Origin of the sequence: Turicibacter sp. KK003, from assembly GCF_037014675.1 — a bacterium.
In the GTDB taxonomy this organism is placed as follows: domain Bacteria; phylum Bacillota_I; class Bacilli_A; order MOL361; family Turicibacteraceae; genus Turicibacter; species Turicibacter faecis.
Window position 1 is genome coordinate 2401146 of sequence record NZ_CP142738.1, and the last position, 13354, is coordinate 2414499.

13 protein-coding genes are annotated in these 13354 nt (G+C 36.3%); 3 read left to right on the forward strand and 10 right to left on the reverse strand.

Annotated elements, in window-relative coordinates; all coding sequences use genetic code 11:
- Positions 1-74: 74 nt before the first annotated feature.
- The gene (gene gltX / locus VXM77_RS11700) at positions 75-1511 is read right to left on the reverse strand and encodes a glutamate--tRNA ligase (protein WP_262950114.1); all 1437 of its coding nucleotides are present in this window, start codon (positions 1509-1511) and stop codon (positions 75-77) included.
- 710 nt (positions 1512-2221) lie between these two features.
- Here gltX and VXM77_RS11705 point away from each other — a divergent pair.
- Both VXM77_RS11705 and VXM77_RS11710 read left to right on the forward strand, forming a co-directional pair.
- Positions 2222-2599, forward strand: a complete 378-nt coding sequence (locus tag VXM77_RS11705; protein WP_338506426.1) for a hypothetical protein — start codon at positions 2222-2224, stop codon at positions 2597-2599.
- 210 nt (positions 2600-2809) lie between these two features.
- Positions 2810-3076 carry a hypothetical protein gene (locus tag VXM77_RS11710; RefSeq protein WP_161831797.1) on the forward strand — a complete coding sequence of 89 codons (267 nt, stop codon included), beginning with the start codon at positions 2810-2812 and terminating at the stop codon, positions 3074-3076.
- 335 nt (positions 3077-3411) lie between these two features.
- Here the strand turns inward: VXM77_RS11710 and ispF are convergent, their stop codons facing one another.
- The 4 genes from ispF to VXM77_RS11730 form a co-directional block, all read right to left on the reverse strand.
- A complete protein-coding gene (ispF, locus tag VXM77_RS11715; protein ID WP_161831798.1) occupies positions 3412-3897 on the reverse strand; it encodes a 2-C-methyl-D-erythritol 2,4-cyclodiphosphate synthase in 486 nt (161 codons plus the stop codon).
- Between the two features lie 18 nt (positions 3898-3915).
- Complete coding sequence (locus VXM77_RS11720; protein WP_338506429.1) at positions 3916-4602, reverse strand: DUF1700 domain-containing protein; 687 nt, start codon at positions 4600-4602, stop codon at positions 3916-3918.
- A gap of 3 nt (positions 4603-4605) precedes the next feature.
- On the reverse strand, positions 4606-4920 hold the full coding sequence (locus VXM77_RS11725) for a PadR family transcriptional regulator (protein ID WP_161831800.1): 315 nt from the start codon (positions 4918-4920) through the stop codon (positions 4606-4608).
- A gap of 80 nt (positions 4921-5000) precedes the next feature.
- Positions 5001-5717 carry a PepSY domain-containing protein gene (locus VXM77_RS11730; protein WP_338506433.1) on the reverse strand — a complete coding sequence of 239 codons (717 nt, stop codon included), beginning with the start codon at positions 5715-5717 and terminating at the stop codon, positions 5001-5003.
- 306 nt (positions 5718-6023) lie between these two features.
- Here VXM77_RS11730 and VXM77_RS11735 point away from each other — a divergent pair, with 306 nt between their 5' ends.
- Entirely contained in the window at positions 6024-7214 is a 1191-nt protein-coding gene (locus VXM77_RS11735) for a transposase (RefSeq protein ID WP_161832744.1), read from the forward strand.
- Positions 7215-7863: 649 nt separating this feature from the next.
- Here the strand turns inward: VXM77_RS11735 and VXM77_RS11740 are convergent.
- The 5 genes from VXM77_RS11740 to VXM77_RS11760 form a co-directional block, all read right to left on the reverse strand.
- Entirely contained in the window at positions 7864-8691 is an 828-nt protein-coding gene (locus VXM77_RS11740) for a hypothetical protein (RefSeq protein ID WP_338506437.1), read from the reverse strand.
- 73 nt (positions 8692-8764) lie between these two features.
- Positions 8765-9169 (reverse strand): hypothetical protein, encoded by a 405-nt coding sequence (locus tag VXM77_RS11745; RefSeq protein WP_338506440.1) that lies wholly within the window; start codon positions 9167-9169, stop codon positions 8765-8767.
- Positions 9170-9597: 428 nt separating this feature from the next.
- Complete coding sequence (ispD, locus tag VXM77_RS11750; protein ID WP_161832631.1) at positions 9598-10278, reverse strand: 2-C-methyl-D-erythritol 4-phosphate cytidylyltransferase; 681 nt, start codon at positions 10276-10278, stop codon at positions 9598-9600.
- Positions 10279-10348: 70 nt separating this feature from the next.
- A complete protein-coding gene (glpX, locus tag VXM77_RS11755; protein WP_161832630.1) occupies positions 10349-11359 on the reverse strand; it encodes a class II fructose-bisphosphatase in 1011 nt (336 codons plus the stop codon).
- 325 nt (positions 11360-11684) lie between these two features.
- Positions 11685-13256, reverse strand: a complete 1572-nt coding sequence (locus VXM77_RS11760) for an FUSC family protein (RefSeq protein WP_262950120.1) — start codon at positions 13254-13256, stop codon at positions 11685-11687.
- Between the last annotated feature and the right edge of the window lie 98 nt (positions 13257-13354).

A 13354-nucleotide genomic window follows, 5' to 3' on the forward strand; every position in this document is an offset into this window, starting at 1 on the left:
TCCTCCCGATTATATGTATAGATTTTATTTACCCACACGATTTGACAAAGAGCCTAAATTCTGAGGTTTTTTTCTTAAATAAATTTTTCAATACGTGAAACGACAGTTTCTTTTCCAAGTAAAGCTAACGCTTTTGGTAAATCTGGTCCATGCATTTGACCTGTTGTCGCAATTCGACAAGGCATAAACAACATTTTTCCTTTTGCTCCACTTGCTTTCCCAGCAGCTTTAACAGAAGCTTGGATCCCTTCTGCTGTAAAGTCCTCTAAAGATTCTAATTGATCTTTGAAAGCCTTTAATGTTGCTGAAATACCTTCTTGATTAATGAATGCTTGTGCTTCTTCATCTAATGTTAATTCTTCTGAGAAAAATTCATCGTATAAATCAACGATTTCTGCACCATATGATAAACGGTCATGGAATAACGAAACTAATTCTACCGCCCATTGGTGTGTACGCCCTTCTAAGATTCCCGCTTCTACTAAGTGAGGCATACAAAGTTCAAGTAATTCTTCAGCGTCTAACACTTTAATATAGCGATTATTAATGTAAGCTAATTTAGCTTTATCAAACGTTGAAGGTGATTTAGATAAACGATTTTCATCGAATAATTCCACTAATTGTTCATGTGATAAAATTTCTTCTTCAATTCCTGGAGACCATCCTAATAAGGCGATAAAGTTAAATAAGGCTTCTGGTAAATATCCCATGTTCGCATATTGTTCGATAAATTGCACCGTATCTTTGTCACGTTTCGATAACTTTTTCCCGTGTTCGTTTACAATTAACGTCATATGTGCAAATGTTGGGACATCCCATCCAAACGCACGATAAATCATCATTTGTTTTGGCGTATTTGTAATGTGTTCTTCTCCACGGAAAACGTGAGTAATTTTCATTAAGTGATCGTCCACTACAACCGCAAAGTTATACGTTGGAATTCCATTACTCTTCATGATGACCCAATCACCAAAATCTGATGAGTTAAATGTAATTTCTCCACGAACGATGTCATTGAATGTATAAACTTCATTTTCTGGAACTTTAATACGAACAACATATTCCCCACGTGCTTCTAACTGTGCACGTTCCTCAGCTGTCGCATTTAAACAACGACGTGAGTAATGAATATTATCATGCCCATGAGTTGACATAGCCTCGCGTTCAGCTTCAAGTTCCTCACTTGTACAGTAGCATTTATAAGCTAATCCTTTTTCAATTAACTCGTCTACATATTTACGGTAAATATCTAAACGCTCTAATTGGCGGTAAGGCCCGTAGTCTCCACCAACATCAAATGACTCATCCCATTCAATACCTAGCCAACGTAAATAGTTCATTTGCGATTCTTCTCCGCCTTCTACATTACGCTCAACATCAGTATCCTCAATACGTAAAATAAAGTCACCACCATGGTGCTTTGCAAATAAATAATTATATAATGCTGTTCTAGCATTTCCGATATGTAAAAATCCTGTTGGACTTGGTGCATAACGAACACGAACTGTCATAATCTTGCCTCCTAATTAAAATACTACTTTATTCTTTTCATATTATATACGATTGAAACAAAATATTAAATATTTTCACCGAAAAAAGCACGAGTCCCGATTAAGAAAATTCTCTCACCACCTTCCCCCACTGATTGGAAAGACCTAAATCCCGCTAAAACGACAAAGTCTTCATAACAAAAGGAAGCTTTCTAAGAGGCTCTCCCCCCTTTTTTCTCCTGTTCGGTTGCTTGTGGATAACTTCTTTCCTCGTAACAGGAGAATCATTATTTACAATCTGGGGGGATATACCCTATTATTTTAAATTTAAAATTTTTATCTCATTATCTTATGGAATCACCCCTATTAGGAAGTCTATTACTTGATCATGTTCTATCTCTACTAAATTTGGGACATCGGAATTAGAAACATAGCCTAGACGATAAAAAGACAATAACCGGTTAAAAAAGATTCTTTTCAAATCAAATATCAGTCATGTAACTAGTCTGACTTTAAACATCAGACATACTGATGCTAACCATTAATGAGGACCCATTCAAAAAAGTAGTCACTAACCTCGATAGCCAAAATATCGCCCAACGTTAAGGGCCTAAATAGTCGTGTTTAGACAGCCTACTTCCTCATTTAATAGCGTCCCCCGTGGCATCATAAAACATTGGACAAATCCAATATTATTATAGTAAACTTTACGTGATGAGGGGGGCTGTAAGATGAGGGAGTATAGGACCATTCAGATTAAACGAATGTTTACTTATGATGGAATAAAAAAGAAGATTTTTGAAATTAATATGAATTCGTTAGCCAAAGACGGTTGGGAACTGTTTGAAATAGATTTATTTAATCATCAATTGTATTTAAAGAAAACTCGTTCAAATATCATCTATGAATATAAATTAATTCATATCAAAAATTTATTTACCCTAAATTTTTTACCTCTACTATTAAAAAAACTCTATAAAAGAGAGGAAACATTAACTAATTTCGAAAACACGATGAATTCATTAGCTAAGGAAGGTTGGGAACTATTTAAATGCTATAAATGGGTGAGTTTATTTATTTTACGTCGTCCACTAACTAAGGAACTCTAGCGATAAAAAAAGCCAGAGTTATCTTGCAACGTCATCCATTTATTCATTTACCGACGCTCGTCTAATAAAGCATTTTCTGCAAGGCTACCCTTCCCGATTAACGGCTAGTCTCCTAAAAGGAAAAATATTTACTTTTAAATTTTTTATTTTTATAATAAATTTAACCCTATTTGGAATTAATTTCATAAAAAGTGTATAGTGGGTGGTATATTGAAAAAAAAGAGAGAAGAATATTTTTTTAAAGTTTTTAATGTTAGTAAAATTAAATATGATAAGGATTATTTTATTTTACTAACTATATTTTTAATTTCACTTTATGGAGTACCTATACAAACCATGGGATTTTATAATTTTAATATTAATGATATGAGGGTAATAAAAAGCTTAAGTATTGTTACGATTATTTCTGGCTTTTTATTATATGTATTATTTTGTCGAAAAAGTTTTGAAGGGAGAGAAAAAAATAAAAAAAGGTAAGCAGTATAACTGGGCGAGTTTATTTATTTTACGTCGTCCACTGACTAAGGAGCTCTAGCAATAAAAAAAGCCGAAGTTATCTTGCAACGTCATCCATTAATTCATTTACCGACGCTCGTCTAATAAATCATTTTCTGCAAGGTTATCCTTCCTGATTAACGGCTAGTATCCTCAGCGGATAACTGCCACTTTGTTCAAGCGACTTATATTTGTCACCTTTGATAACTACTAACGTTATTCCCATTCTAACGGGGACCCCTTAAAAGAGAGTTACAAATTCTAATAAAAAAGTGATTTTCCGTAACTGGAAAATCACTTTTTTATTTCAACTTTATTTACAAGGCATTCTTTTTAAAGAGTAGAACCACGCATTCTGACGCAATTCCTTCTTCACGACCGACAAAGCCTAACTTTTCGCCACGTGTGGCTTTAATGTTAACCTGCTCCATCGTCGCCCCTAAATCGGCGGCAATATTTGCACGCATCGCATCAATATGGGGACGCATTTTCGGACGCTCAGCATAAATCGTTGCATCTAAGTTTCCAAGCACATATCCCGCCTCATCTAACATTTCCTTAGCCCCACGCAACAAAATGCGAGAATCTACCCCTTTATATTTAGGATCTGTATCAGGAAAATGAGTTCCGATATCGCCTTTAGCTAATGCCCCGATAATAGCCTCCGTCACCGCATGGCATAAGACATCCGCATCACTATGACCGAGCAACCCTTTCGAATGCTCTATCTCTACCCCACCTAAAATTAACTTTCGCCCTTCAACCAGTTGATGAATATCCGTTGAATGTCCAATTCGAATCATACTTATCTTCCTTTCCAACTAACTAAAATCAATCTCAAATAAGTCGTCAAAATCAAGAATCCCCTGCGACTTCTCTTCAATCAAGTCAAATAACTCCCCTTCCGAAACCCCTTGCTTCAAAAACGGATTCGTATAAATACTCCCAACAAAGACCGCACTTCCCACTATTATAGCAACAACACTCGAAACTATTAAATACCTTTCAATTCCTTTTTTCCTAACCCGTTCTCTTTTTTCCCGATTCCAAACTAACCACCCAACATATCCTGAAGCAATTGCTAAATTAAAGGCCACGATGGCGGCGAAAAAGAGAGCAATCATTAATCCCAACGAGATTAGTGAGATAAAAAAGCCTCCGATCACTAAACGAAGCATCATAAGAAATGACCAGCAAGCAATAAAAAGACAAATCCCCATCACCGCAACCCCAAACAATTGTTTACCGTGATTCGTTTCCCGAGAGGGACCTTTCCAAACCTTTACCTCTTCTTCTAACTCCTCATCCACGATAAACGACTCAAGAACTTCTTTGGCTACCTGCTTTGGAGAACCAATTTCAGATAAAATATCTGATTCCTTTATCCCACAAGACACCATCTCATTTATTTGTTCCCGGTAACTTTCTAAAATGGCCTCCCGATCCTCAGGAGAAATGCGTTGTAAATCCCCGGCGAGTTCCTCTAACCACTGATTCAAAATCTCCATCTTTTAGTCTCCCTCCTCTAATAATCGTTGCACGGATTCCACCATCTGATTCCATTCCTTTAAAAGAGTCGTTAAATAGACCTCTCCCTCAACCGTCATCGAATAATATTTTCGCGTCGGTCCCTCTGACGACGCCTTATTGTACGTCTGCAAATACCCTTCCTTTGTTAAACGACGAAGAAGTGGATAAATCGTACTTTCAGTCACTTCAATATATAAAGAAACTTGTTGTACCATCTCATACCCGTATAAATCACGACGCTTAATTAATCGTAAAACACATAATTCTAAAACACCTTTTTTATATTGTGCATTCATATCTTTCCTTCTATAACAATCCTGTTACATTAAACCTCCCTCTTCACGACGCTGCCACCCGTTGAAAACTCGACCTTAGTCTATTTTGTACTCGCCCGAAGCACTTGGCCATCTACTGCACTAATCTCATATTCGTACTCTATCCCATTCGCTATAACATTTACTTCATAAATGGGAGTTCCGTCGTCAGTATCTAAAGAAATTTCCGTTACAACTCCGCCTTGAACCTGGGCACTCGCCATTGACTTCGCCTGTTCGACATCAATTGTTAACGCCTGTTGATTAGGGGCAATCACCTGATTAATTAATTCTTTTTCTTGATGAATGACATGACCATCTCGTGCATCAATTTCATATTCATACGTATATGTTTCATCAACCACTGTTACCTCATAACTCGCATGATGGTCTTCTTTCTCTAACTGAACGCGAACAATCGTTCCATTTCCTAACGTTTCGACAATCTCACGTACTCGTGGCTCTTCTAAGAGTGGAGCTTCCGAATGATTTTTTGTCTGGTGCTTTAAAACACTTCCGTCAATCGCACTAATTTCAACTTCGTGTTCAACCCCATCATTCACAATTTTAAATTCATAATGTGGCAACTTATCGTCATGATCATAGGAGAAATCAATAATGCTCCCGCTTCCTACTTCCTGAAGCGCTAGCTCCTTTGCCTGAGCCTCGGTCATCGTAGAGAGCGATGATTGCTCCTGATTAAGATCACCTGGTGACTTCGAACACCCCAATAAAAGGGCACCCATCACAACCATTGAACATAAAGAGACCCTGTTCATTTCTAAAACCTCCTCATTTATTGATGAAAAGAAACATCTTCTTATCTACTGTGTAAAGCATAATAGAGTATACCATTAACTACTATACATTGTCCAGTAGTGTAAAAAAAAAGTCATTTATCAAATTCTTTAATCCTTATTCCGATCATTACTAACTAACTTTCTAGAATAATGAGCTATTAATGTGCAAAACTACTTCCAATTAATTTCCAGCTATAAAATACCAGTAAAAAAAGAAAAAACATTAACTTAAATCCCTGTATAATTAAGTCTCCTACAACCAATTAACGAGGGGGAATTAAGTTAATGTTCATGGATAGTATTATATCAGATTCAAATTCAATTTTCAAATTTTTAAAACAACTTGATTTAGATTTATTCTTATCTAAACCTCAGTTTAATCATGTTAACCAGTTTCTAAACTTGATGATTCAGGAAAATTATCAGGGGAAAATCTCTGCCGTTAAACACTGTCATCGGACAAGTTTTGGACGATTTTTAACGGATAGTCCTTGGGATGAGGAGGCGATCAGTCACCAGATTCAAACCTATGTTTTATCCTGTATCTATCAGCGTTCTTATCAAACTCAACAACCTATTTACGTGATGGTTGATGATACGACTTGTGTTAAAACTAAACCTTCGTCACGGGCAACACATCCTATTCAAGGATGTAGCTGGCACTTTTCTCATCTTCATCATCAACACGTTTATGGTCATCAATTTGTCGCCTTGATGCTTCAATGTGAGGATTTAATTCTTCCTTATCAAATCATTCCCTATGAAAAAGAGAAACAGAGTAAAATCGAACTCGTTCGAAGAGCTCTGATGGAATTACCCAAACCTCCCTATAAAGGCTATGTCTTAGCGGATAGTTGGTATACGTGTGAAGCTCTCCTTCAAACGGCTAAGCAAGTCGGGTTTCATTATTTAGGAGCGATTAAAACGAATCGAATCATTCTTCCTAAAGGTTACCGTCCCAACGGAATTCAACTGAAACAATTTGCGAAAACATTATCCCTTCATGATCTCGACTTAGTGACCGTCGGATCTGAGCGTTATTATACATATCTATATAAGGGACGAATAAGAGGGGGACATGTCGTCCAAATCATTTTAAGTTGGCCCCAAACGGCTCCTTTGGAAGAAAAAGCTTTACGTTGTTTTATGAGTCATGATTTGAAAATGTCTGCCAAACAACTACTTAAACACTATACTAAACGTTGGCCTATTGAAATTTTCTTCCGAGAAGTGAAGCAAAATTTCGGAATGGGGAACTATCAAATTCGAACTTTACAAGGGATTAAACGATTGATGTTAATGATTCAATTCGTTTACCTTTATTTAAAACGAATAACGTTAAATAATCGTTGTTTGGGTGACAGTTTACGCCAGTGTCAACGAAAGCAAAAACAAGAATTAGTGAAATTAATTTATCATAAAGCTCAAAAAGGTGTGGAATTAAAAACCATTTTTGAAGAGTTGAAAATTGCATAGGGTAAGTGTATTTTCATTCCTTGGAAAATTTTTCTTAAAAATTGCACATTAATAGTAATGAGGTTAAAAAACCGTACACTCACTTAAAATTTATCGCTACCTCTAAATATCGTACCCTTTTCTCCCTCTTCTCATACGGTGAAACAAACTCTATTCCCAAGTAAAATAGATTTTCACATGGCTTGCTTACCTTCCGTAATCCTCTTCTAAAAAAGGGCGATAATTTCATCAACCATTCAGCCCTAACGTTTAAATTCGCCCTGAAACAGGCCACCAAAGATAGAAATCAAAAAAATTTATAAATCTATTCATTTTAATGAATAACTTTTACTTATTTTACCATAACAAATATGTAAGTGATAAACTTACATCCCCCCCTAAAATTTTTTCACATATTACTCTCCCAAAACTTTTATATATTTAAAAAAACGTTCATTCCCCCATGAACGTTTTTTTAGTTTTCGAATCAACAACTGAGGTCATGTCTTCCTATCTAAAATAGGACTCACCCTTTTTCAATGATTGAATACACCAACTCCACCTAATTAAAAGGGAGGTCGCCGAACGTATGATCGGTAACCTCCCTTTTAATTTGCTCCTAGAACGTTTCTTATCACGCTAAACCATCACAACGACTTGACTGAAAAATTTAATAGCCTCTCAATAACCCATACGGTAAGTTATACTTTTGTGATAATTTCTTTATTTCCCTATTTACCTTTGAATATTCAGATTTATCCTCTAATAAAACATACGCATCTAATTGAGCATAAGTTATCCTTTTTTGTAACTCTTCACCTATTTTATCACTCACTTCCTTAAAAGAAGGAACTAAAATTCTAGTATCTAAAGAATATTCAGTCCAGTCCTGCTTGATGACTTCATCATCTTCTAAAAATCCTTGGACAACCCCTGTCCATTCCTCATAAAAATATAATAAAGGAATTTCGTCACCTATGTCATAATATTCTTTAAACTCACTTCCTAAAATTAAGGGCATTTTTTTTTCAGTTAAACTATAATCCGTCTCTGTAAATTCACTCCCCTCGCTTAACGATAAATCATATAAATCCCATGCATCCTGATCCATAGAAATACAATTAATCGGCGTAATTAATAATTCTTTATTATTCACATGAACGGTTTGATTTTTTAAATCTTTCCCATATTCATATCCATTGACCAGTTGATCTGGTTTATCCCATTCTCCAATAAACTCTACAACATTAGGCAAAAATTCAATAAAAGTAAACTGCTCATTGTTTCTTAAATCTTCCTTAAATGCATTCAATCGTGGTAAAATGTCCTCTTGATTTAACAACTGTCTGAGATGTCCTTCTTCCCTAAAATCTAAATCTACTAATTGAAAATATTGTTTTTCAAAATCATTTTTTTCTTGATACATCATAAAAAGACTCACAAAAGATAATACACTGACTATCGCAAAAACTATAATAACCTTCGCCCGTTCCTTCATCCTCAATTCCTCCTAAAAAACACAACAAAGATATCATTTTATCTTGTTGTGTTTTTATTATTTAACTTATTACTTATTGCACATCCCAATATACATAAGGGCTTCCTGCATTAGGAGTCTTTCCAGTAGTTGCCCAAACTTCTCCCGTTCCCCACTCAGATTCCCTAACATACGTCGTTGTAAAAAGCCATCCTCGTTTTTCTAACGTAACAGTCGTTTTATGGTACAAATCTTTACCAGTTGTACTTTCAACAACACGAGTTGCCCCACTAGCATAGTACTGACCCGTACTATGGTCAACATAACGTGAAACACCACTACTGAGTAATTTAGCAACTCTTGATTGTGGAGCCTCTCCATTATAAATAGCAGTATCATACTCTACTAAATCTAGTCCGAACCCTGGAAGTGGCTCTTGTGGTTCAATTCGATCTAGTGTACTTGCTGAAGCAAATAAGTTACCCCCCTGAAAATACACCGAATAAAGATAATGCTAATAATCCTTTTTTAAAATCCATCATTTCTACATCTCCTTTTCTCCAAATATAAACAACTTGATTGTAACTCCCCCCCCCCGTGTCGAAAAAGCAAGAAATACGAACACCAAAAGGTTAAATTTACATTTTCTATTAAAAAATTCCTTATACATTTGATGATAGCGTTACCCAACGTTTCCAATCTTTTTAGGATGAGTTTGATTATTTCCCTAAAGAGATTCTAGTCTTCCATTCACTTCACGAGTGCACCCTTCACCTAAGGTTCGCGCCACACTTTAGATAATAACTATTCTTTACAAATCAACTAAGCTTTTTTTTACCACAATCCATACATAAAAATGAGAAGGTAATCTTTTTTCTTTTATCGTTATCACATGACTGAAAATATTTCTTGTGGATAACTTTATCCTTAACTTTCTAGATGAAGAAGTTGCTCAGCTAATACTAAATCTTCTGGCGTTGTTAATTTGATATTCGTGTATGAGCCCTTCACAATGTGCACCGGCGTATCTGTAAATTTCTCAATTAAACTCGCCTCGTCTGTTCCTAAGAAATGATGTTGTCTTGCCCCTAAATGAGCCTGCTTCAAGACCGAAGTCGGTGCTGCTTGAGGGGTTTGTACGCTATACATTTCATCACGACGAGGGGTTTCAACGACGACTCCGTCAATCACCCGCTTCATCGTGTCTTTTACGGGAACCGCAACAATCGCTGCCTTTTCCTCTTGCGCCAATGACACACATTCCGCGATCATCTGTGAGGTAACAAACGGACGGGCCCCGTCATGCACAAGCACCACCTCTTCACGAACAACTTGAAGCCCATGATAAACACTGTATTGACGTTCACTCCCACCACTCACTAATTCAATCCGATCATCGTTAATCTGTGCTTTATCTAATAATTGTTCCATCATTTGATGTTCTAACTCATTGACTACTAAAATAAGTTGTCCACAGTTTATATCTTTTAAGAATTTTTTGATGGTATGAACAACGACTGGTTGTCCTTTTAGCGAATGTAACATTTTATTATAGCCTAGTCCCATGCGACTCCCAATTCCTGCTGCTAAAATAATGACACTATACATCGACTCACTCCTCTTATGAAAGAAGCTCCCATTTAGTTGATGGGAGCTCTTTTTTTATCATAACCAATTTTTATAAAATAATCTCTTTAATTTGTTCATCTTTACGATCTAAATAATGCACGGATTGAATGCGACGAACGGTACGTGATTTCCCACGAATTAATAATGTTTCAGTCGTCGCCATTCCATCTTCACATACAATTCCATCTAATAAATCACCTTTTGTGATTCCCGTTGCAGAGAACATGACGTTATCACTTTTAGCCATATCTTCTAATTTTAAAATTTGACCAGGTTCAACTCCCATTTCTTTACAACGACGCGCTTCATCTTCACTCATACGAATGTTTTCTTCCGTTTCACCTTTTACATCTTTGCGTAAAACTAAACGTCCTTGCATATCTCCATCTAAAGCGCGAATAACAGCAGCAGATACAACACCTTCTGGCGCCCCACCAATTCCATAAACCATATCCACTTCACTAAATGGCATACACGTTAGAATAGAGGCTGCAACATCTCCGTCTGGAATTGCGAATACACGCACACCCAACTGTTGCATTTGTTTAATTTGTTCATCATGGCGTGGTTTGGCAAGTGTCATCACCGTAAATGCAGATAACGGTTTATTAACTGCTTTTGCGACACGCTTAATATTTTCTTCTAAAGATAAGTCCAGGTCAATAACACCTTTGGCTTTTGGACCGACAATTAACTTTTCCATATACATATCTGGCGCCTTTAAAAATGAACCCTTTTCTCCAACGGCAAGGGTTGTCATCGCATTGGCCTGCCCCATCGCCGTCATGCGTGTTCCTTCAATTGGATCAACAGCAATATCTACATCATCACCAAATCCTGTTCCAACTCGCTCCCCAATATATAACATTGGAGCCTCATCAATTTCACCCTCACCAATCACAATCTCACCACGAATATTAATTTCATTTAATACATGACGCATCGCAAGAACGGCAGCACCATCCGCCTCATTCTTATCTCCACGACCTAACCATTTATACCCTGCTAAAGCCGCTGCCTCTGTCGCACGGGAAAACTCAATTGCCAACTCACGTCTCATGTGTAACCCTCCTAAAAGTTAAAATTCCTCTTTCATTATATCAAAAAATGTTAAACTATGTTTTATTTTCTCATCATTCTCCCCATAAAAAAATTGCCCATTAATCGTTTGACCTTACTCCTAGCGAAAGATTCCTCTAGGGATTTCCACTTTTAAACGACGTGACCAGCCAATCATCAAAAAGTTCCCTCTTATTTCAAACACTTGACTAATAAAGGAATCATTATCTTTACATCCCCCGACTACAGGCTCTATAAAATCAACCGAATAATATATCCGTGTATAAAAAAATCACCTGTTCCCACAAGGGAAGAGGTGACTCGTTTTACGATTGGGCCCGAACTAAAGCCTCAAAACTGACATCTAACCATTCCGAATACTTTTCATCCTCTAATTTTCCCATTTCAAGGTAATGATAGGCATCGACAATGGCCTCATGGGGATTGTTTTGAGGAGTCTTGATTAAATGATTCTTTTGTTGCTCATATAAATCAATATAATGTTCCTTAATGTCTTTTCTTCGAATTGGAAATAACCACTTATTTCCTAGATAGGCAATGACAGCACCTACTACAATATAAAACAAGCGATTACCAATAACAATTGAACCTGTTGCGGTTAAAAGAGCCCCTCCTAATGCCTGGATCGTAATAAAAATCATTTTAAAATCATAACGGTTCATATACATTCCGATATAAGAAGAGAGTAAGACGATAATCATTTGTTGAGATTCCTCTTTAAAAATCGTAATCAAAGCAACAAAAATAGTCGCTCCAACGCCTGTTCCAATTAAACGTTCAATTGTTTTCTTGTGACTAGATTCAGCATCCGGTTGAACAAGTGCTGCAATTGTAAAACATAACCAACGCCCATAACTTAATCCGAATAATTGACTAATAAACAAACATACCGATAATAAAATCGATAATCTCATCGCAAACTTAAATGCATAAGATTCGCGATCTATTGGTTTAAGAAACTGCTCCCATAATGTACGTTGATCATGTGAATACTCGTCTCGCTCCGCTGTCTGTAAAACAAGTAGCACCTGTTTTAACTCTTTCACAGACGTCGCGCCTTGATCAAACATCGATACACCTGAGTAAGCATGATGCCCACCTCGATGTTCTTTAATAAACACAATTAAGTCTTCTATCGTCTCATCATCGATTAATCCAGCCTCGTAATCTTTAGCGACCTCGTCTAATAAATAATACATTTTTTCATAAGCGACCATATGAGTAACCTGTTCTACGCCTTCTTTATTAAACGATCCATTTGTTCCAAAACGCTCATAAATCGCCTTCATAAATCGTCCCATACTCGCTTTTAAAGCATGAACTTCTTCCTCGCATGAACCGGAATCTTTCGCCAACAGGCGCTCAAGACGATGAATTAATTGGTTAAGAACTTGATCCAATCGCGAATTTAAAACTTTATCGTACGTTTTATGATTAAATAACCATTGCAATCCAACGATTAAAAAGGCCCCTCCTATTAAAGCAATCAAACGACCTGGCAAATCAGTCGGTGCAGAGGGTGAAAGAAAGATCAAGAATAAATACCCTAAAATAAAGGGGAAGTGATAAGGTTTTTTATTTCCCTCAACCATCACATACGTTGCATAAAAAATAAAACCGAAATTAAGAATTAACCCCAAAATAGGATTTAATAAACTTAAATAACTAAAGATCCCCATTGCAAGTAGAAAACATAATAATCGAATCACCAAAAGGCCCAAGTTATACGTTAAATCTTTCTCACAAATACCAAGTCCGATAATTAAAACCGTAATTCCAACCATTTTGTTAGAAACACCGAATACATTTTGAAAAAAAGAAATAAACAGCAGCATAAAGATAAACATCAATGTATTTACAATGATCTTCTGCTTCATTTTCTCACCCCTCTAAAAAATTAATATTAAACACCTTACCAAAGAATGATAATTTTGTCAAATTAAATCCAGATTGCCAAAAGTCCCTCTAATCGGCT